This is a genomic window from Jannaschia sp. W003 (genome assembly GCF_025144335.1).
GTDB lineage: Bacteria > Pseudomonadota > Alphaproteobacteria > Rhodobacterales > Rhodobacteraceae > Jannaschia.
In genome coordinates this window covers 2,521,843-2,540,128 of the sequence record NZ_CP083539.1, presented here as the reverse complement: position 1 = coordinate 2,540,128, position 18,286 = coordinate 2,521,843, and the positions used below count along the sequence as shown (strand labels likewise).

The 18,286-nt window shown below is 73.2% G+C and carries 20 protein-coding genes and 1 riboswitch; of the genes, 8 read left to right on the top strand and 12 right to left on the bottom strand.

The annotated features are described in order from the left end of the window. Positions 1 to 53: 53 nt before the first annotated feature. Positions 54 to 1,439 carry an aminotransferase class III-fold pyridoxal phosphate-dependent enzyme gene (locus tag K3554_RS12450; protein WP_259940696.1) on the bottom strand — a complete coding sequence of 462 codons (1,386 nt, stop codon included), beginning with the start codon at positions 1,437 to 1,439 and terminating at the stop codon, positions 54 to 56. Between the two features lie 165 nt (positions 1,440 to 1,604). Here K3554_RS12450 and otnK point away from each other — a divergent pair, with 165 nt between their 5' ends. From otnK to K3554_RS12420, 6 genes are all read left to right on the top strand, one after another. After that, positions 1,605 to 2,858 carry a 3-oxo-tetronate kinase gene (gene otnK, locus K3554_RS12445; protein WP_259940694.1) on the top strand — a complete coding sequence of 418 codons (1,254 nt, stop codon included), beginning with the start codon at positions 1,605 to 1,607 and terminating at the stop codon, positions 2,856 to 2,858. A 29-nt stretch (positions 2,859 to 2,887) separates the two neighbouring features. Further along, on the top strand, positions 2,888 to 3,496 hold the full coding sequence (locus K3554_RS12440) for a DUF4178 domain-containing protein (protein ID WP_259940692.1): 609 nt from the start codon (positions 2,888 to 2,890) through the stop codon (positions 3,494 to 3,496). Beyond that, the gene (locus K3554_RS12435; protein WP_259940690.1) at positions 3,493 to 4,770 is read left to right on the top strand and encodes a DUF4178 domain-containing protein; all 1,278 of its coding nucleotides are present in this window, start codon (positions 3,493 to 3,495) and stop codon (positions 4,768 to 4,770) included. Before K3554_RS12440 ends, K3554_RS12435 begins: the two co-directional genes overlap by 4 nt. Position 4,771: 1 nt before the next feature. After that, complete coding sequence (locus tag K3554_RS12430) at positions 4,772 to 4,948, top strand: hypothetical protein (RefSeq protein ID WP_259940688.1); 177 nt, start codon at positions 4,772 to 4,774, stop codon at positions 4,946 to 4,948. A gap of 10 nt (positions 4,949 to 4,958) precedes the next feature. Next, positions 4,959 to 5,183: a DUF350 domain-containing protein gene (locus K3554_RS12425; protein WP_259940686.1), complete on the top strand. Its 225-nt coding sequence runs from the start codon at positions 4,959 to 4,961 to the stop codon at positions 5,181 to 5,183. Between the two features lie 80 nt (positions 5,184 to 5,263). Next, entirely contained in the window at positions 5,264 to 6,736 is a 1,473-nt protein-coding gene (locus K3554_RS12420; RefSeq protein ID WP_311200331.1) for a polyamine aminopropyltransferase, read from the top strand. Here the strand turns inward: K3554_RS12420 and speD are convergent. The 11 genes from speD to K3554_RS12365 all read right to left on the bottom strand — a co-directional run bounded on the left by speD (position 6,703) and on the right by K3554_RS12365 (position 15,632). After that, positions 6,703 to 7,059, bottom strand: coding sequence for an adenosylmethionine decarboxylase (gene speD, locus K3554_RS12415; RefSeq protein WP_259940685.1), 357 nt, complete (start codon positions 7,057 to 7,059; stop codon positions 6,703 to 6,705). The two genes, K3554_RS12420 and speD, sit on opposite strands and share 34 nt — an antisense overlap. Continuing rightward, on the bottom strand, positions 7,056 to 7,493 hold the full coding sequence (dtd, locus tag K3554_RS12410) for a D-aminoacyl-tRNA deacylase (protein ID WP_259940684.1): 438 nt from the start codon (positions 7,491 to 7,493) through the stop codon (positions 7,056 to 7,058). Before dtd ends, speD begins: the two co-directional genes overlap by 4 nt. Continuing rightward, positions 7,490 to 8,371 carry a carbohydrate kinase gene (locus K3554_RS12405; RefSeq protein WP_259940682.1) on the bottom strand — a complete coding sequence of 294 codons (882 nt, stop codon included), beginning with the start codon at positions 8,369 to 8,371 and terminating at the stop codon, positions 7,490 to 7,492. The genes dtd and K3554_RS12405 overlap by 4 nt, the downstream gene beginning before the upstream one ends. Positions 8,372 to 8,382: 11 nt before the next feature. Then, positions 8,383 to 9,465 carry a primosomal protein N' (replication factor Y) - superfamily II helicase gene (locus K3554_RS12400; protein WP_259945932.1) on the bottom strand — a complete coding sequence of 361 codons (1,083 nt, stop codon included), beginning with the start codon at positions 9,463 to 9,465 and terminating at the stop codon, positions 8,383 to 8,385. An 83-nt stretch (positions 9,466 to 9,548) separates the two neighbouring features. Beyond that, positions 9,549 to 10,097, bottom strand: coding sequence for a cytochrome b/b6 domain-containing protein (locus K3554_RS12395; RefSeq protein ID WP_259940680.1), 549 nt, complete (start codon positions 10,095 to 10,097; stop codon positions 9,549 to 9,551). A 418-nt stretch (positions 10,098 to 10,515) separates the two neighbouring features. Beyond that, positions 10,516 to 11,637 carry an SPFH domain-containing protein gene (locus K3554_RS12390; RefSeq protein WP_259940679.1) on the bottom strand — a complete coding sequence of 374 codons (1,122 nt, stop codon included), beginning with the start codon at positions 11,635 to 11,637 and terminating at the stop codon, positions 10,516 to 10,518. 80 nt (positions 11,638 to 11,717) lie between these two features. Further along, the gene (locus K3554_RS12385) at positions 11,718 to 12,671 is read right to left on the bottom strand and encodes a DUF2927 domain-containing protein (protein WP_259940676.1); all 954 of its coding nucleotides are present in this window, start codon (positions 12,669 to 12,671) and stop codon (positions 11,718 to 11,720) included. Next, positions 12,668 to 13,858, bottom strand: a complete 1,191-nt coding sequence (locus tag K3554_RS12380; protein ID WP_259940673.1) for a toxic anion resistance protein — start codon at positions 13,856 to 13,858, stop codon at positions 12,668 to 12,670. The genes K3554_RS12385 and K3554_RS12380 overlap by 4 nt, the downstream gene beginning before the upstream one ends. A 5-nt stretch (positions 13,859 to 13,863) precedes the next feature. Next, a complete protein-coding gene (locus K3554_RS12375) occupies positions 13,864 to 14,751 on the bottom strand; it encodes a 5-bromo-4-chloroindolyl phosphate hydrolysis family protein (protein ID WP_259940670.1) in 888 nt (295 codons plus the stop codon). Then, entirely contained in the window at positions 14,752 to 14,943 is a 192-nt protein-coding gene (locus K3554_RS12370) for a hypothetical protein (RefSeq protein WP_259940668.1), read from the bottom strand. It abuts the gene before it with no gap. Further along, complete coding sequence (locus K3554_RS12365) at positions 14,940 to 15,632, bottom strand: glutathione S-transferase family protein (RefSeq protein WP_259940666.1); 693 nt, start codon at positions 15,630 to 15,632, stop codon at positions 14,940 to 14,942. Before K3554_RS12365 ends, K3554_RS12370 begins: the two co-directional genes overlap by 4 nt. Positions 15,633 to 15,715: 83 nt before the next feature. Beyond that, a riboswitch (SAM riboswitch) is annotated at positions 15,716 to 15,792 on the top strand. 46 nt (positions 15,793 to 15,838) lie between these two features. Between K3554_RS12365 and metZ the strand changes: the two genes are divergently transcribed. Both metZ and folE2 read left to right on the top strand, forming a co-directional pair. Beyond that, positions 15,839 to 17,032: an O-succinylhomoserine sulfhydrylase gene (gene metZ, locus K3554_RS12360; protein WP_259940664.1), complete on the top strand. Its 1,194-nt coding sequence runs from the start codon at positions 15,839 to 15,841 to the stop codon at positions 17,030 to 17,032. Positions 17,033 to 17,184: 152 nt separating this feature from the next. Beyond that, positions 17,185 to 18,240 carry a GTP cyclohydrolase FolE2 gene (gene folE2, locus K3554_RS12355; RefSeq protein ID WP_259940662.1) on the top strand — a complete coding sequence of 352 codons (1,056 nt, stop codon included), beginning with the start codon at positions 17,185 to 17,187 and terminating at the stop codon, positions 18,238 to 18,240. Positions 18,241 to 18,286 lie beyond the last annotated feature (46 nt).

The window sequence follows — 18,286 nt, the reverse complement described above, 5'->3', positions numbered from 1 at the left end:
GGGGGGCCTCCGGGAAGCGGTCGCCGCCATGCTACGCGCCGCGCGCGCCCGCGTCAGCCGCCGATCTCGCGGAACACCGCATCCAGCGCGTCGCCGAGGCGGGCGAACATGTCGTCCATCTGCGCTTCGGTGAGGATGAAGGGCGGGCAGAGCACCACCGCCTGCCCGAGGGGGCGGCAGATCAGGCCGCGGTCGGTGCAGGCGTTGGCGATGCGCTCCGAGACCGACAGGTCCGAGGGCCAGGGCTCGCCGGTGGCGCGGTCGCGCACCGCCTCGAGGGCGCCCATGAGGCCTCGGCCGCGCCATTCGCCGATGTGCTCGTGCTCGGCGAGGCGGGCCATGCCGGCCTCGAAGCGGGGGGTGAGCGCGCGCACGTTGTCGATGAGGGGCGGGGCGCCGTCGGCGCCTTCCAGGATCACCTCGGCGGCCTTCAGGGCGATGGCGCAGCCGGCAGGGTGGCCCGAGGCGGTGAAGCCGTGGGGGAACTCCTCGATCCGGTCCACGGCGTGCTGGAGGCGGTCCGCCAGCTCGGGTCCGAGGATCACGGCGCCCATGGGGAAGAAGCCGGCGGTCATGGCCTTGGAGGCGATGATGGCGTCGGGCGTGAACCCGTAGCTCTCGCAGCCCCACGCCGCGCCCGTGCGGCCGAAGCCGGTGATGACCTCGTCGGCGATAACGGGGATGCCGTGGCGGCGCAGGATCGGGAGGATCGCGTCGAAGTAGCCCGCCGCTGGGGGGATCACGCCGCCGGCGCCCTGGACGGGCTCGGCGAAGAAGCCGGCGATGCTGCCGGGGCCCTCGCGGGCGATGAGCTGCTCCAGCTCCTCGGCGAGGCGGGCCACGAACTGGGCCTCGCTCTCGCCCGCGCGGCCCTCGCGCCAGTAGTGGGGGCAGGTGAGGTGGTGGAAGCCGGGCAGGGGCAGGCCGAACACGGCGTTGTAGGGCTTGCCGGTCATCGAGGCGGAGACGGCCGTGACGCCGTGGTAGGCGTTCCAGCGGGTCACGATGGCGCGGCGCTGGGGATGGCCCTCGGAGCCGTGGAGGAACCACAGCATCTTGACCATGGTGTCGTTCGCCTCGGAGCCGGAGTTGGTGTAGAACACGCGCCCGTCCTCGAAGGGCGAGAGGGCGACGAGCTTCTCCGACAGCTCCACGGTCGTGTCGGCCATGCGGCCGAAGAAGGCGTGGTAGCCCGGGAACCTGGCGTAGGCGTCCTGCGCGGCCCGGACGAGGCCGGGGTGGTCGAAGCCCGCGACCATGTTCCAGAGCCCCGAATTGGCGTCGAGGTAGCGGCGCCCCTCGGTGTCGATCACGTAGGGCCCCTCGCCGCCGCGCAGCACCACGGTGCCGCGCTCGCGGATCGTGGGCAGGTCGGTGAAGCCGAAGAAGCTGGCCGCCTTGGCGCGGGCGTCCCAGGAGTTCGGATGGTCTTCGGGCATGGCGCGGCTCCGTGGTGGTCGAGCCGCGACGCTACGCCCCGCCGCGTGCGGCGTCCATGCGCGGCATTCCGGCATCACTGCGCGCGCAAACCCCTCCGGGTGAAGGGCTTGCGCTTCATCACCGGCCCTCGTGCGGGGCAAACTTCCGTCGGGGAGATACACGACATGAACGAGGCCTTCTTCGGCGCGATCGCCGACGACTTCACCGGCGCGACGGATCTGGCGGCGATGCTCGCGCGGGCAGGGGTGCCCGTGACCTTGCGGATCGGGGTGCCCGAGGCCGGGACGCGCGCCACGGCCTTCGAGGTGGTGGCCCTGAAGATCCGCACGCTTCCGCCCGAGGAGGCGGTGGCCCAGGCCCGTGCCGCCCTGCGCTGGCTGCAGGGCGCCGGGGTGCGGCACGTGTTCTGGAAGTACTGCTCGACCTTCGATTCCACGCCGCGCGGCAACATCGGCCCCGTGGCCGAGATGCTGATGGGCGCGCTGGGCGCGCCCCGCACGGTGCACGTGCCGGCGTTCCCCGAGAACGGGCGGAGGGTGTTCATGGGCCACCTCTTCGTGGGCGCCCTGCCGCTGCACGAGAGCTCGATGCGGGACCACCCGCTGACCCCGATGCGCGACAGCTCGCTCCAGCGCCTCCTGAAGCCGCAGACGACGCGCGGCACCGCGCTGGTGGACTGGCCCACGGTGCGCCAGGGCGCGGCGGCGGTGCGCGCCGCGGTGGAGGCCGAGGCGGGGCATGTGGTGCTGGATGCGGTGGACGACGCGGACCTCGCCGTGCTGGCCGAGGCGATCCACGCGATGCCGCTGGTCTGCGGCGGCTCGGCGGTGGCCCTTCCGATCGCGCGGCACCTGCGCGACGCGGTGCCCGAGGCGACCGTGCCGCCGCTGCCCGTGCCGGGACCGGGGCGGCTGGTGCTGTCGGGATCGTGCTCGGAGATGACCCGCCGGCAGGTGGCCGACTACCTGCGCCGTGCCGAGGGCTACCGGCTCGACCCCGTGGAGCTGAGCCGCGGCGGGCTCGCCGATGCGCGCCACTGGCTGGAGCAGCAGGACCCCGCGAGCGGCCCGATCGTCTACGCCACCGCCGAGCCCCACGCCGTGGCCCGCGCGCAGGAGGTGCTGGGCGTGGCCCGCGCCGGGGCGCTGGTGGAGAAGGCGCTCGCCACCCTGGCCGCGGACGCCGCCGGCCGGGGCGTGGGCGCCATCGTGGTCGCGGGCGGCGAGACCTCGGGCGCGGTGACCACGGCGCTGGGCGTCACGCGCCTGCGCATCGGCCCCGAGATTGCGCCGGGCGTGCCGTGGTGCTTCGCCGCCGGCGGTCCGGCGCTGGCGCTGAAGTCGGGGAACTTCGGCGAGGCGGGGTTCTTCTCGGACGCCTTCGCGATGCTGGAGGGGGGTGCCGTCGCCGCGCAGTAGCGCTAGCCTCTCCCGAGGAGGATCGCGCGATGGCCGAGGCCCGCACCTGTCCGAACTGCGGCGCGGCGCTGCCGCGGCTGCTCGCCCACGCGCGCATGGTGGACTGCGGGTTCTGCGGCTCGTCGGTGATGCTGGAGGACGCGGCGCTGCGGGTGGCGGGCGAGGCGGGCACGATGCTCGATGCGCCGGAGCTGATCGGGCTGGGCCGCGCGGTGGAGCTGGGGGACGAGGGCGTGTTCACCGCCACGGGACACCTGCGCTACGACTACGGCCGCGGCCACTGGGACGAGTATCACGGCGCGCTGCTGGGCGGTGCGCTGCTCTGGGTCGCGGTGGACGAGGGCGACGTGGCCGTGCAGACCGCCTTGCCGCGCGAGCGCTGGCCCCGCGGCGCGGCGTTCCGCCTCGGCGCGCAGGCCGAGGTCGGGGGCGAGCGGTTCACCGTGGACGAGGTGGAGAACGCGACGCTGACGGCGTTCCGTGGGCAGCTGCCGGAGCCGGTCGCGGTGGGCGACGTGCATCTGTATGCCAACTTCTCGGGTGAGCGCGGCATGATCCTGTCGGGCGAGCGCTGGGCGGGGGGCGAGGCCTGGTTCCTCGGCCGCTGGGTCGACCCGTTCCGGGTGCGCCCCGCATGAGCGCCGCCGCCGCCGGATCGGTCCGCGCGATCGACTGCCCGAACTGCGGCGCGGGCCTGCCCGTGCTGGGCGGCGGGCGCGTCGCGGTGCAGGTCTGCGGCTACTGCGGCGCCGCCTTGGACGCGTCCGACGCCTTCCGGGTGCTGGAGGTGTTCGCGAACATGGAGCGGCCCGCCTCGCCGTTCCGCCTCGGCATGGAGGGCGAGATCCGCGGCGTGCGCTGGACGGTGATCGGCACGCTGGGGCTGGAGGAGCGCTGGCGGGGCACGGTGGAGCGGTGGGTCGACCACATGCTGTTCTCGCCCACCCACGGCTACGCTTGGCTCACGGTCGAGGACGGTCACGCGGTGTTCACCCGCAAGACGCGCGAGCGGCCCCGCGAGGGCTGGCTGTCGCCTGCCGAGGTGGAGCGGGCCGAGAAGCCCCCGGTGCGGACCGTGGGGGGACGGAGCTACCGCTACTTCCAGACCACGGAGTGGGCGGTGCACTTCGCGGAAGGGGCGTTCAACTTCCGGCCCGCGCGCGGCGACCGGGGCACCACGGTGTCCTGCCTCGGCGAGGTTGCGGGCGTGCCCGAGATGCTGGGCTTCGTGGAGGGGGCGCGCGAGCGCGAGCTGGAGCTGTCGCGCCACGCCCCCGAGGCCTTCGCCGCGTTCGGGGCCGAGACGCCGGAGCCGGGCGAGCTGCATCCGCTGGAGCGCTACACTGCGCGCGGGCGCTTCTATCCGGCGTGGTTCGGGGCGATGGCGGCGGCCTCGCTGGCCACGGCGGTGTTCGTCGCGGGCGCCGAGCCGCCCCGCGCGGTCCTGTGGGAGGGCGCGGTGGCGGAGCTGCCGGTGGCGCTGTCGGTGGACGTCGCCGACCCCTCCCGGCCCCTCGCCATCGCCGTCGAGACCGACGCCGAGAACGGCTGGATCGAGTTCGCGGTCGACGTGGCCGGGCCGGGCGGCGCGCCGGTCGCCACCGTCCATGCGCCGGTGTCCTACTACCGCGGCTTTGAGGACGGCGAGAGCTGGAGCGAGGGCAGCCCCGATGCTGCGTTCCGCGTGATGCCGGCGGGCACGGGGCCGCATGCCGTGCGCGTCTCGGCCGGAGAGCGGGGCGACGCGGGGGCGCGCGCGGCGCAGGTCGTGGCGCAGGAGGGCGTGCGCGCCGTGCGCTGGCCCTTGATCGCCGCCGCTGCCTTCGCGCTGCTAGCGCTCTGGGCGGGCACGGGCCGCCTGCGCCATGGCATGATGCGCCGCGCGCGCGGCGACTGGTCGGAGGAGGACTGAGATGCGTCTGGCGGTGATCGTCGTCTCGCTCGCGCTGCTCAGCGCATCGGGCTACGGGGCGTGGACGGGCTTCGGCCTCGGCACCGTGTCCTCCGCATCGGGCGCCGCCGCCACGCGCGGCGCCATCCGCGCCGGCTCGGCGGGCCTTCGCGGGCCGGGAAGCTCACGGATCAAGTAGGGAGACCACCATGCGCGCCTTCGAGGGCATCCTCTTCAGCGAGATCGTCTCGACGATCTTCTATTCGTTCTTCGGCCTGTTCCTGCTGCTCGCCTCGTGGTGGCTGATCGAGGCGTTCACCCCGTTCTCGCTGCGCAAGGAGCTGGAGGAGGACCAGAACATCGCCGTGGGCATCGTGATGGGCGCCATGTTCATCGCGCTGGCGATCATCATCTCGGCCGTCATCCGGGCGTGAGCGGGATGGAGGCGCCGGGGGGCCAGCCCCCCGGACCCCCCGAGATATCTACTGCCAGAGGAAGGGGGGCGGAGGTCTGGTTGCTGTCGGCGACCTTCGTCGTCGCCGTGGCGGGGCTGATCTACGAGCTGATCGCGGCCACCGTGTCGTCCTACCTGCTGGGCGACAGCGTGCGGCAGTTCTCGTTCGTGATCGGGGTGTTCCTGGCCTCGATGGGGGCGGGGGCCTGGGCGTCGCGCTTCGTGGGCGACGCCGTCGCGGGCTTCGTGCGGGCGCAGGTGGGGCTGGGGCTGTTCGGGGGCACGGCGGCGGCCGTGGCCTTCTTCGCCTATAGCACCACGGGCGCGGTGGCGGTGCCACTCTATGGGGCGCTGGTGATGGTGGGGGCGCTGTCGGGCATGGAGATCCCGCTGCTGGCGCGCATTCTGGGGGAGATCGGCGCGGGGCGGTTCCGGTTCGAGAACGTGCTGAGCGTCGACTACCTCGGCGCGCTGCTGGCCTCGCTGGCCTTTCCCGTCCTGATCGTGCCGCACCTGTCGCTGGTCGCCGCGGGCGCCGCCTTCGGGCTGCTGAACCTCCTCGTCGCACTGGGCACGCTGGTGCTGTTCCGGGATCGGCTAGGCTGGGCCGACCGGGGCGCGTGGGCGGGGGCGATGGTGGCGGTCGCGGCCCTGCTAGTGTTGTCGGGGCCGGTGCAGGGGGCGCTCGACGCGCGGCTGTACGAGGACGAGATCGTGTTGGCCGAACGGTCCGCGCACCAGCGCATCACCGTCACGCGGTTCCGGGACCGCACGCGGCTGTTCCTCGACGGCGCGGTCCAGTTCGACACCGCCGACGAGCGTCGTTACCACGAGTTCCTGGTCCACCCCGCCATGGCCGCCGCGCCGCGCCGCGCCCGCGTCCTGATCCTCGGCGGCGGCGACGGCATGGCCGCGCGCGAGGTGCTGCGGTGGGGGCCCGACTCGGTGACGCTGGTGGACCTCGACCCCGACGTCACCGCGCTGTTCCGCGGGCGCGACGACCTCGCGGCGCTGAACGACGAGGCCCTGCGCGATCCGCGGGTGGAGGTGGTCCACGCCGACGCGTTCGCCTGGGTGCAGGAGCCAGGCGACGCGTTCGACGTGGCGATCCTAGACCTGCCCGACCCGCGCACCCTGTCGCTGTCGCGCCTGTATTCCGCGGAGTTCTACCGCCTCCTGCGGCGGCGCATGGGGGCGGGCGGAGTGATCGCGACGCAGGCCGGCTCGCCGGTCTTCGCGCCGGACGCCTTCTGGATCGTGGAGCGGACCGTGGGCAAGGCGTTCGACCCCGCGGCCTACCACGCCTACGTGCCGAGCTTCGGCATGTGGGGCTTCGTGCTGGGCCTGCCCGAAGGGATGCGCCTGCGGCAGGCGCGTTATCCCGAGGGGCTGGAGGTGCTGACGCCGGAGGCCTTCGCCGCCGCCCGCGTGTTCGACGCCGCCACGGGGCCGCGCGGGGGGCCGGTGAACCGGCTGTCGTCGCACCCCCTCGTGGCGGCCTACGAGGCGGGCTGGGACGCCTGGTTCCGGTAGCCGCGGGCGAGCGTCCGTCGCTCGGAGCGCTCGGGGGCGAGCATGGCGTCGAGAACGTCGGCCGCCCGCTCCACCGGGGCCTCGCCGCACATGAAGAGGTCGAGGGCGGCATAGCCGTGCTCGGGCCAGGTGTGCACGGTCACGTGGCTCTCGGCGAGCAGGAGGACGCCGGTGACGCCACCGCCCTCGAACGGATGGAAGTGGGCGCCGAGGATGTGGGCGCCGGCCTCGCGGGCGGCGGCACGCATGGACCGCTCCAGCAGGGCGGCGTCGCGAAGGCCCCGCCCGCCCCAGTGCTCCAGGAGGAGGTGGCGGCCGATCATCGCTCCAGCATGATCGTCACGGGGCCGTCGTTCACCAGCGAGACCCGCATGTCGGCGCCGAAGCGGCCCGTCTCGACCGCGACGCCGAGGTCGCGGAGGGCTGCGGCATAGGCTTCGTAGAGGCGCTCGCCGTCCTCGGGCGCGGCGGCGGCCGAGAAACCCGGTCGGTTGCCGCGCGAGGTGTCGGCGGCAAGCGTGAACTGCGAGACGACGAGTGCGCTGCCCCCGATGTCGAGGAGCGAGCGGTTCATGCGCCCCTCGTCGTCGCGGAAGATGCGGAGCTTCGCGGTGCGGGCGGCGAGGTCGAGGGCGTTGGCCTCGGCGTCGCCCTGCATGGCGCAGACCAGAACGAGGAGGCCAGGGCCGCAGCGTCCGACCATCTCGCCGTCGACGGTGACGAAGGCTTCCGCGACGCGCTGGACCAGCGCCCTCACAACTCGTCGCGGCGGGGCGGGTTGGCGCCCGCGCGGCTGACCGTGACAGCGGCGGCGGCGGCGCCGAGCTCCAGCGCCCCGCGCAGGGCGTCCTCGGGGATCGTCTCGGCGCCGAGCACGCCGCGCTCGTGGAGGCCGGCCATGAGGCCGGCGTTGAACGTGTCGCCCGCGCCCACGGTATCCACGACCTCGACCCGGCGGGCCGGGACCGAGACGCGCGCTTCGGGCGTGATCGCGGTGACGCCCTTGGCGCCCTCGGTCAGGCAGAGCACGCGCACGCCGCGGGCGAGCACGTCCTCGGGCGTCATGCCGAGCCAGCCCATGTCCTCGTCCGACAGCTTCACGATGCCGGCCACGCCGAACAGGCGGTCGAGGCGGGCGCGGAACGCGGCCTCGTCGCGGATGAAGCCGGGGCGGATGTTGGGGTCGATCATCACCGGGAGGTTGGGGTGGGCGAGGGCGAGCGCCTCGTAGGCGCGCGCGCAGGGCTCCACCGCGAGGGAGATGCCGCCGACGAACAGCGCGGAGATGCCGGACATGTCGGGTAGGTCGGATTCCGCCAGCATGCGGCCCGCCGTGCCCTCGTCGTAGAAGGCGTACTCGGCGTGGCCGTCGGTGAGGGTGACGAAGGCGAGCGTGGTGGGACGGTCGGCGCGCGCGGCCCGGTCCTCGACGTTCGAGGCGGCGAGGGCGTCCGCCAGGCGGGCGCCGAACAGGTCGTCCGAGAGGCCGGTGAACATGGCGACCGGGGCGCCGAGGCGGCCGAGCGCGATCGCGGTGTTGAACACGGCGCCGCCGGGGACCGGCAGGAACGCGGTGCCTTCCGGGGTCTCGCGGGGGAGCATGTCGATCAGGGCTTCGCCCGCGCACAGGATCATCGGAATCTCCGTCAGTCGTTCAGCCAGTCGGGTCCGCCGAAGCCCCCCGAGGGCAGGCCGCCCCCGCCCTCCAGCATGGCGTAGACGTATCCGGCCACCAGCGCCACCACGAGGGCGGCGAGCACGGCGGCCGCGATCTTCCACTTCGACCAGGGCCGCTCGCCCTGCACGCGGCCCGTCTGGCCGTTCACCACGAAGCGGAAGCTGCGCCCCTGGTACCGGTAGGCCGCGACCCAGATCGGCAGCAGCACGTGCTTGAACGTGACGTCGGTCATGGTGGTCTCGGCGTGGTCGACGCGCTGGCGGTCGCCGCCGATGTCCATGCGGATGTCGCGGGCGATCACCGCGTCCATGCGGCGGCGGGCCTCGACGAGCCCGTCCTCGAGCGAGACGCGGTAGGCCTCGGCGCGGAAGCCGGCGATGTACTGGGGGGCGTAGGGCGCGAGGCCGGACAGGTCCCAAGGCTCCAGCGCGTCGGTGTGGGTCTTGGGCAGCGAGGGCGAGGCCAGCACCAGCACGTCGTCGAAGAAGCGCCGCACGCGGCCCCGGCGGGGCGTCCAGCGGATCTTCGGCACCTGCACCTGCTGGCGCTTGCCGTCGCGGATCACGGTGCGGGTCTCGTAGTAGGTGTCGCCGCGGGCGCCCGAGTAGGCGGTGTCGGTCTGGGCGTCGAAGGTCCAGTAGGGCACGTAGATGCCCTTGAGCGTCTCGTTGTGGCGGGCGTAGCGCTTCAGCCCGTTCGGCGCGAACCACAGTGCGCCCAGCCATTCGGTCATGGCGCGGTGGGCGACGCGCTCCTCCAGCTTGAAGGGCACCAGCGCGGCGGGCTTGATGTGCCGGTCGGTGCCAGTGTCGGCCACCACGGGGGTGGCGCAGAACGGGCATTCGGCGGCGTGGATCGCGGGGTCGAACTCGAACCGGGCGCCGCAGTTCGGACAGTCGGTGACCTGCGTCTCCTCGGTCTCGGCGCCGCCCGCGCCCAGTCCTTCGGCGATGGCGATCTCGTCGATCACCTCGGTGGGGTGGCGGCCGAGCTTCTCAACGTTGCCGCAGTGGTCGCAAACGAGCTGGTCGCCGCCCGGATCGAAGCGCATGTCGCCGCCGCACTCGTCGCAGGGGAAGCGGTGCTCGTGGCGCGCGGGCACGTTGGCCGGGCGCTCCCAGGGGGACGGAATGCTCACAGGAAACGGTGGAGGATGCGGGGTGCCATGATGCGGAGGGCATTATCGCGAAGGCGCAGGTGGCGCCAGACGTGGAACGCCGCGTGGCCGGCGGCGAGGAGGCCGAGCAGGTAGAACTCCACCGAGTGGACCATGCCGACGAGCGCGTTGGCCCCCGGCAAGCCGAGCGGCGGGGCGATGGGAAGGATCGTGCCCGCGAACAGGAGGCGCGACGAGGTCAGGCCGATCAGGAAGCCGGTGAGGGCCACGCCGAACAGACCCCACACGAGGGCCAGGTGCATGGGCCGGTGGATGCGCCGGGCCCAGCCGCGCAGCTTCGGGCCGGGACGCGAGGCGAGGCCGCGCCGCAGGTGCATCGCGGTCCAGAACAGGGCGCCCGACACGAACATGAGGCCGAACACGCTGTGCAGGTCCACCGCCCAGTCGCCCCAGCGCGCCACGTCGCGGGGCTGGACCACGAGGAACCACACGAACAGTGGCAGCATCGACCAGTGCAACCACTTGAGCACGGTGCGGCGGACCGGAAGGGGCGGGGGCCATGTCATGGGGCGAGCATGGCGGGGCCGGGGGCGCGGGGCAACGGCGGGCGTGGGGGATCAGCGGATCGTGAGGGGGGCGGAATGCGGACCTCGTCCCGGCCCCGAGCCGGGGCCTCTGGTGGCAGTTAGTGCTGGCATCGGGGATTGGGTAACGCAAAGGATGCAGCGAAGGCCTGCCGGAGCAATTCTCAGTTTCCCAACGGTATCACCAGCTTGCCCCCTAGGCCCCGGAGCAAGTCCGAGGCGTGGCGGGATCAACTTTGCGGAACGCGCCCCGGCCTTGCGCCGGGGCCCCGGCGGGCCGCAGGTGATGGCGCCGCGGAACGAGGTGATGCGGGGGTGGCCTTCGGATCGGGCGACAAATTCCCGACCCCATCGCCGAGCCCCCGGCGCACGGCCGGGGCGGGATGTGTCCTAGGGGCCCCTACACCCCCGGCGGCGGGGGCGGCGGCATCACGGTGAAGAGCTGGGCCAGCTCGTCCACGTCCTCGGCGCGCTGCCAGCCGTCCTGGCCCTGGGTCCACACGTAGGTCTCGCGGGTGATCTCGCCGTCGGCGACCATGCGGCCCAGCCGGGCCTTCGAGAACGGGCCCTTGGTCGCGCCGCCCTCGGCCACGTGCCAGACGTGCTCTACGGGGGGCGGGGGCGGCGGCGCGGCCTGCGCGGGCGAGCGGGCCGCCGGCGCGGCGCCCCAGGGGCCGGCCTGCGCCATGCCCTGGGCCATGCCCATGCCCATCCCCATGCCGAGCCCGGCGCCCATGCCGGAGTTCGGCGTCGCGGCGGCGGTCTGCATGGCCTCGGCGGTGGCGTACTGCTGGTACTTCGACAGATCGCCCAGGACGCCCATAGACGTGCGCTTGTCGAGCGCGGCCTCCACGGCGGGGGGCAGGGAGATGTTCTCGAAGTAGAGCTCGGGCACGGCGAGGCCGTACTCGGCGATCGAGGCGGTGATCTGCTCGGCCACGATGCGCCCGAGCTGGTCGGTGGCGGCGGCCATGTCGAGCACGGGGATGCGGCTGGAGGCCAGCGCGCGGCTCGCCGACTGCACGATCATGTTGCGGATCTGGAACTGGATCTCGTCCTGCGTGAAGTCGCCGTCGGTGCCCACGATCTCGCGGATGAAGAGCGCCGGGTCGGCGACCTTGATCGCGTAGGTGCCGAAGGCGCGCAGGCGCACGGGGCCGAACTCGGGATCGCGCAAGGTCACGGGGTTCTTGGTGCCCCACTTCAGGTCCGTGAAGCGGCGGGTGGCGACGAAGTAGATCTCGGACTTGAACGGCGAGCGGAAGCCGTGGTCCCAGTGCTGCAGCGTGGTCATCACCGGCATGTTGTTGGTCTCGAGCATGTAGAGACCGGGCATGAACACGTCGGCGATCTGGCCCTCGTGCACGAACACGGCGGCCTGGCCCTCGCGCACCGTGAGCTTGGCGCCGTACTTGATCTCGTTGCCGTAGCGCTCGAAGCGGTGGACCAGCGTGTCGCGGCTGTCGTCCGTCCACTCGATGACGTCGATGAACTGGCCCTTGATGAAGTTCATGATGGGCATCGCTGTCTCCCCCGGCGTTCCGTGCTGCCGCTATATGGGCGCGCGGCCCCCGCCGCGCATCCCCCCCCATGCGTCCCGGGTCACACCGGGCCGCGGTCTCCCACCAGCTCGCGCGCGATCCGCTGGATCACGGGCCGGGCCTGCTCGGCCGTCATGCCGACCCGCAGGCGCGGGTCGTAGAGCATCTGCAGCAGCAGGGCGTCGTGATCGGTCAGCAGCGCGAACTCCTCGTCGTCGTTGAAGATCGACGGGCGCGCGGCAGGGCTGTCGTTGGCCAGCCCGAGGCCTTGCGCGATCTCCTCGTGGTAGCACGAGAGGCGCATGAGGTCGGGATGCTCGGAGCGGATCAGCGAGATCGCCGAGACGTAGGCGTGGGGGCGGTCCGAGGTGGAGGAGGCGTAGACCGCGCAGTAGGTGGTGCGGTCGAGCTCGGTGATCTCGCGCACGGTCTGGCGGCTCAGGCCCGGCTCCAGCCGGCTGATCTCGGGGCCGAGGGCGCGCTGCTCGTCGATCGAGGCGACGAAGACGTGGTAGTTGCCGCCCGAGGGCACCATCGAGATGTCGTGGCCCGTCAGGCGGGCGAGCCGGGAGACGTAGGCCGCGACGCGGGCGCGGTCGGCCTGCCGGGTGGCGGCGTCGACGCTCGCGCCGAAGTGCAGCTCGAGGCGCACCGGGCCGGGCCAGCGGCGGAGCTGCGCCCGGCTCTGCTGGGGCACGTAGCGCCCGCCGATCTGGGTGTATTCCGAGAACAGGGCGATGCGCTCGAAGTTGCGCGCCAGCATGTCGGCGGTGAAGCGCGCGTCGGCCCCGCCGCCGTCGCGGCGCAGGAGGCCGCGGTCGAGGAGCTGCGCCTCGATCCGGCGGTAGAAGTCGGCCGCGGAGCGGCTCTCGGTGGAGGGACCGCGGCGCACGGGCGCGGGGCGCGGCGAGGCCGTGGGCGCGATCACCGCGGCGCGGGCCTGCGGCTGGGGCGGAGGGGCCGCGGGCTGGCACGCGGCGAGCGCCGCCGCGAGGAGGGGGACCGCGCGTCTCACCGGGCGGGCACCGCCGTGCCCGCGGTGTCGCCGGGGCCGTCGCGGCGCGCGCGCGCCGAGGCCAAGGTGTCGCGCAGTTCCGCCTCCATCTTCTCGAGCTCCTTCTCGGCTTCGGCACGGCGGGCCTTGCCCTCGTCGGCGATCTGCAGCGACTCGTCGATCGTCGCGATCAGCTGCTCGTTCGCCGTGCGCACGGCCTCGATGTCGAAGACGCCGCGCTCCATCTCCTTACGTACAACGGCGTTGGCCTCCCGAAGGTTCGCCGCATTCGACGTGAGCAACTCGTTCGTGAGGTCGTTCGCGCCCCGGATCGCCTCGGCGGCCTCGCGGCTGCGCTGGATCGTGACGGCCTGAGCGAGCTGCGTCTCCCACAGCGGCACAGTGTTCACGAGCGTGGAGTTGATCTTGGTGACGAGGCTCTTGTCGTTCTCCTGCACCAGCCGGATCGAGGGCAGCGACTGCATGGTGACCTGCCGCGTCAGCTTCAGGTCGTGGACGCGCCTCTCCAGGTCGTCGCGGGCGGCGCGCAGGTCGCGCAGCTCCTGGGCGCCGATCATCTGGTCCTCCTCGGGCAGCGCCTCGACGGCGCGCTCCTTGGCGGGGATCTCGGTGCCGTCGAGCTCGCCCAGCTTGGCCTCGCCGGCGGCGATGTAGAGACCCAGCTCGCGGTAGAACTCCAGGGTCTTCTCGTAGAGCTTGTCGAGCGCCTTCACGTCCTTGAGGAGCGCGTGCTCGTGGCGCAGGAGCTCCTCGGTGATGCGGTCGATCTGCTCCTGCACGTCCTCGTAGCGGGCGATGAACTGGGCGAAGGGCGCGGCGCGGCCCGTGATCCGCTCCCAGAGCGAGCGCTTGCGGCGCACGTCCAGCTCCGAAACCGAGAAGCCGCGGATCGCCGAGACCATGCCGCGCAGGGACTCGCCGGCGGGGCCGACGTCCTTGTTCTTCACGTCCTGCAGCATGGCCTGGCTGATCTGCTGCAGCTCGGCCTGCGCGGCCGACCCGAAGGCGATGATCGAGTTGGTGTCGGCGAGGTCGATCTCGTCCATGCGGCGGCGGATCGCGTCGGCCTCGGCCGGCTCGGCGCGCTCCAGTGGCACCAGCTCCTGCGCGGGCTGGGGCAGGGGGAGGGCGGCGGCGTCCACCTCGGCGACGAGCGCCTCGGCTCCGGCTCGGGTCTTGCTGTCCATGGGTGTCATCCTTCGGTCGGCAGGCCGTCGCGGCGCAGACGGTCCTTCAGCGTTTCGATCTCGACCTCGAGGTCGGTGCGGTCGGCGAGGAGCAGGCGCTCGCGCTTGGCGTCGAAGCCCTGCTCCAGCTCGCCCAGCAGCGCGAGGTAGTCGGACTTCGCCTGCGCGTCGGGGCGCGCGGCGTGGATGTCGGCGAACTTGGCGGCGGCGTCGCGCGCGCCCATGAGGTAGACGCCGAGGTACTTGCGCGCCGCCGTGAGGTCGCGGGGGTCGTCCTCGACGGTGCGGAACATGGCCTCGGCCTTCGCGGCGAAGCGCTCGGTCGCCTCCAGCGCCTCGCGGTCGCGGGCGCGCAGCACGGCGTCGCGCATCTGCGCGAGCAGGCGGCGGCCCTCCTCGACGGAGCGCGCGGCGCGGTCGGTCTGGAGTCGGTCCACGCCCTCCATGCCCTTGTCGCGCATCGGATCGAGCCCGAAGGCGGCGACGTGGAGCGCGGCGGCCACGATCCCGTAGATCAGCGCGGGGCCGATGCCGTCAAGGCCGGTCATGGCGGCGAGCGTGACGCCGACGCCGGAAAGGGCCGCGCCGAACATCTTGCGCGGCCAGGCGGGGCGGCGGGCGACCTTGCGCTCGGCCCACGCCGCCTCGGCCTTCAGCCCCTCGCGGGTCAGGACGCCCGCGGCGAAGAGGGCGCCGCCGGCGAGGAGGTTCACGGCCAGCGCGGTGGCGCTGCCTTGCGCGAAGGCGGTGGCGACGGGGATCGCGGCCAAGGCCATGAGGATGGTGGTGCGCGCCCGGCCCCGGAGCGGGCGGCCCAGCGCGGGCGGGGGCGGCGCCTCGGCACCGTTTTGCGAGGGGCGGGGGCTGAACGCGCCGCCGTAGCGCCGGGCCATCTAGAGGCCGCTCCCGTCCAGCACGCCGGCCCCGGCCAGCGCGACCAGCACGGCGAAGGCCGCGAAGGCCACCTTCCGAACTCCGTCCGATTTCACGAGACTCGCGCTCCGCCCTTCGTCGTCGGCGGCACCATAGGTCCCGCCGCGCCGGGGTGCCAGCGCGAAGCCCGCGAGGCGGCCCGCCCGGATCATTCCCGCCGCCCGAACATCTGCGCGCGGGCGGCGGCATTGGGCGCCTCATCGCGCAGCTCGGCCCGAAGGGCGCGGCCCGCCCGCACGCCCTCGCGCGCGCCGACCGTGTCCAGCCACCGCGCGAGGTGGGGCTTGTCGTCCAGCGTCTGCTGCTGGCCCTCCCACAGCGAAGCCCAGGGCCAGATCGCCATGTCCGCGATGGTGAAGGCGTCGCCGGCCACGAAGGGGCGGTCAGCGAGGCGCCAGTCGAGCACGCCGTAGAGCCGGGCCACCTCGCCGCGGTAGCGGTCCTTCGCGTAAGCGATGTCGTGGCCCATCTGCGGCGCGTACTTCAGGAAGTGGTGCGCCTGCCCCGCCATCGGCCCGACGCCGCCCATCTGCCACATAAGCCACTGGTCGACCTCGATGCGCTCGCGCTCGGTCGATCCGCCGAAGCGCCCCGTCTTGCGGGCGAGGTACTGCAGGATCGCGCCGCTCTCGAACAGCGAGATGGGGGCGCCGTCCGGCCCGTCGGGGTCGACGATGGCCGGCATCCGGCCGTTGGGGCTGAGGGCGAGGAACCCGGGCCGCCGCTGGTCGCCTGCGCGGATGTCCACGAGGTGCAGGTCGTAGTCGAGACCCATCTCGTGCAGCGCGATCGAGACCTTCCAGCCGTTCGGCGTGGGCCAGTAGTGCAGCTGGATGGGCATGGGCGTCTCCTTCCCGCACAACATGGCGCCCGGACACGCGCGCGCAACCCGCCCGCTTGACCGTTCCCCGGCGGGGGCCTATCCGCCGCCCCCGAGGGGATTTGTTCCGGCTTGCGGCCCTCGTTAAAAAAACCGCTAAAGAGGTCTCGCGCGGGCACGGCGCCCCGCGGCTTCCCCGGTCCATCGCCACGGTCGAGGAGGCCGACATGAAGGACACCACAGACAGACCGCTGCACCCGCGCACCCGCGCCGTCCACGCGGGGACCCGCCGCTCGCAGTACGGCGAGGTGTCCGAGGCGATGTTCCTGACGCAGGGCTTCGTCTACGAGACCGCCGAGGCCGCCGAGGCGCGCTTCGTGGAGGCCGCGCGCGACGAGTTCATCTACGCCCGCTACGGCAATCCCACGGTCGCCATGTTCGAGGACCGCATCGCGGCCATCGAGGGCACCGAGACCGCCTTCGCCACCGCCAGCGGCATGGCCGCCGTGAACGGCGCGCTGGTGTCGATGCTGCGCGCGGGCGACCACGTGGTGGCGGGGCGCGCGCTGTTCGGCTCGTGCCTCTACATCCTCGACGAGATCCTGCCGCGCTACGGCGTCGAGGTGATGCTCGTCGACGGCACCGACCTCGCGGCGTGGGAGGGGGCGATCCGCGCGGGCACCAAGGCCGTGTTCTTCGAAAGCGTGTCGAACCCGGCGCTGGAGATCGTGGACATAGAGGCGGTCGCCAAGCTCGCCCATGCCGTCGGCGCCACGGTGATCGTCGACAACGTGTTCGCCACGCCCACCTTCAGCCGCGCCGTGGAGCAGGGGGCCGACGTGGTCGTCTATTCCACCACCAAACACGTGGACGGGCAGGGGCGCTGCCTCGGCGGCGTGATCTGCGGGACGGAGGCGTTCGTGCGCAAGGTGGCGGAGCCCTACCTCAAGCACACCGGCGGGGCGATGAGCCCGTTCAACGCCTGGGTGATGCTCAAGGGGCTGGAGCACATGGACCTGCGCGTGCGCGCGCAGGCGGACGCGGCCCTGCACCTCGCCGAGGCGCTGGAGGGGCATCCGAAGCTGGCGCGCGTGCTGCACCCGTTCCTCGCCTCGCACCCCCAGGGCGCGCTGGCGCGGCGGCAGATGGACGGCGGCGGCACCGTCCTGAGCCTCGATCTGGCGGGCGGCAAGGCGGCGGCGTTCCGGTTCCTCAACGCGCTCCGGATCGTGACGATCTCGAACAACCTCGGCGACGCGAAATCGATCGCGACCCACCCCGCGACCACCACGCACCAGCGCTTGCCCGACGCGCAGAAGGCGCAGCTCGGCATCACGCCGGGGCTCGTCCGCCTGAGCGTCGGGCTGGAGGACGCGAACGACCTGCTGGCCGACCTGCGGGGCGCGCTCGACGCGGCCTGAGGTCCGGCCCGCGCGGTCCGGCACGCCGCCCCACCCGCCCGGGGCGTCGCGTCCGGGCGGCACGCCGCGGGCATGCCCTGCGATAAGGGGGGGTGGGATTCCGGGGCTGGAAGGCGCACATGGGACGCAGCGTGAACCGAAGGGGGGACGAGATGAACGTCCATGCACCGGATATTGACCGCGACGTCTCCGAGGCCGAAGCGCAGGACGCGCTCGCGCTCCTGCGCCGCTACGCCGCCCAGCAGGCGCCCGAGGCGCGCGCGGGGCTTCCGGGCGAGTACCCCGCCCTCGCCGCCGTGTTCGACGCGGGCCTGCAGGCTGATGACGCCTACCGCGCCACGCTGCCCGATTTGCAGAACGGTCCCGCCTCGACGATCCGCGGCGCCGACCGGCGCATCCAGCACGTGGGCATCTCGAACTTCCGCCTGCCGCTCTGGGTGCCCACGCGCGCCGGCGCCCGCACCGTGGACGCCGCCGTCACCGGCACCGTGAGCCTGGAGGCCGGGGCCAAGGGCATCAACATGTCGCGCATCATGCGCTCGTTCTACGCGGGCGCGGACGGCACGATGGGCTTCGACGCGGTGGACGCGGCGCTCGACGGCTACCTCGCCGAGCTGGGCGCCCTCGACGCGCGCATCCTGCTGCGCTTCTCGCTGCCGCTGGAGCAGCGCGCCCTGCGCTCGGGGCTGGCGGGCTGGCAGTACTACGACTGCGCCATGGAGGTCGTCCAATCGGGCGGCCTGCGCCGCCGGGTGCTGCACCTCGACTACGTCTACTCCTCGACCTGCCCCTGCTCGCTGGCCCTGTCCGAGCACGCGCGCCGCGAGCGGGGGCGGCTGGCCACGCCGCACTCGCAGCGCTCCGTGGCGCGCCTGTCGGTGGAGGTCCGCGGCCCGCTCTCGGTCGAGGACCTGGTGGAGGCCGCTCGCCGCGCGATCCCGACCGAGACGCAGGTGATGGTGAAGCGCGAGGACGAGCAGGCCTTCGCGGAGCTGAACGCCGCGAACCCGATTTTCGTCGAGGACGCCGCGCGCCTCCTGGCCGAGGCGCTGGATGCCCTGCCGGGGGCGGGCGACTACCGCATCGCCTGCTCGCATCAGGAGAGCCTCCACAGCCACGACGCGGTGTCGGTGCTGTCGTCCGGCCCGCTGTTCGAGGCCGCCACGCTGGAGCCGCGCCTGTTCGGCACGCTGACGCACGGTAGCTAGGGGCGCGGCGACGGATCACCGGGGTGTCAACGGGTTGTGGGGCGAC

Coding starts and splice junctions, on each gene's coding strand:
- K3554_RS12395 (WP_259940680.1), bottom strand. CDS start 10,097: ATGACATGGCCCCCGCCCCTTCCGGTCCGCCGCACCGTGCTCAAGTGG.
- K3554_RS12440 (WP_259940692.1), top strand. CDS start 2,888: ATGGCCGAGGCCCGCACCTGTCCGAACTGCGGCGCGGCGCTGCCGCGG.
- K3554_RS12390 (WP_259940679.1), bottom strand. CDS start 11,637: ATGCCCATCATGAACTTCATCAAGGGCCAGTTCATCGACGTCATCGAG.
- K3554_RS12425 (WP_259940686.1), top strand. CDS start 4,959: ATGCGCGCCTTCGAGGGCATCCTCTTCAGCGAGATCGTCTCGACGATC.
- K3554_RS12370 (WP_259940668.1), bottom strand. CDS start 14,943: ATGATCCGGGCGGGCCGCCTCGCGGGCTTCGCGCTGGCACCCCGGCGC.
- otnK (WP_259940694.1), top strand. CDS start 1,605: ATGAACGAGGCCTTCTTCGGCGCGATCGCCGACGACTTCACCGGCGCG.
- K3554_RS12375 (WP_259940670.1), bottom strand. CDS start 14,751: ATGGCCCGGCGCTACGGCGGCGCGTTCAGCCCCCGCCCCTCGCAAAAC.
- metZ (WP_259940664.1), top strand. CDS start 15,839: ATGAAGGACACCACAGACAGACCGCTGCACCCGCGCACCCGCGCCGTC.
- speD (WP_259940685.1), bottom strand. CDS start 7,059: ATGATCGGCCGCCACCTCCTCCTGGAGCACTGGGGCGGGCGGGGCCTT.
- K3554_RS12365 (WP_259940666.1), bottom strand. CDS start 15,632: ATGCCCATCCAGCTGCACTACTGGCCCACGCCGAACGGCTGGAAGGTC.
- K3554_RS12380 (WP_259940673.1), bottom strand. CDS start 13,858: ATGGACAGCAAGACCCGAGCCGGAGCCGAGGCGCTCGTCGCCGAGGTG.
- folE2 (WP_259940662.1), top strand. CDS start 17,185: ATGAACGTCCATGCACCGGATATTGACCGCGACGTCTCCGAGGCCGAA.
- K3554_RS12405 (WP_259940682.1), bottom strand. CDS start 8,371: ATGATCCTGTGCGCGGGCGAAGCCCTGATCGACATGCTCCCCCGCGAG.
- K3554_RS12450 (WP_259940696.1), bottom strand. CDS start 1,439: ATGCCCGAAGACCATCCGAACTCCTGGGACGCCCGCGCCAAGGCGGCC.
- K3554_RS12435 (WP_259940690.1), top strand. CDS start 3,493: ATGAGCGCCGCCGCCGCCGGATCGGTCCGCGCGATCGACTGCCCGAAC.
- K3554_RS12430 (WP_259940688.1), top strand. CDS start 4,772: ATGCGTCTGGCGGTGATCGTCGTCTCGCTCGCGCTGCTCAGCGCATCG.
- K3554_RS12400 (WP_259945932.1), bottom strand. CDS start 9,465: ATGCGCTTCGATCCGGGCGGCGACCAGCTCGTTTGCGACCACTGCGGC.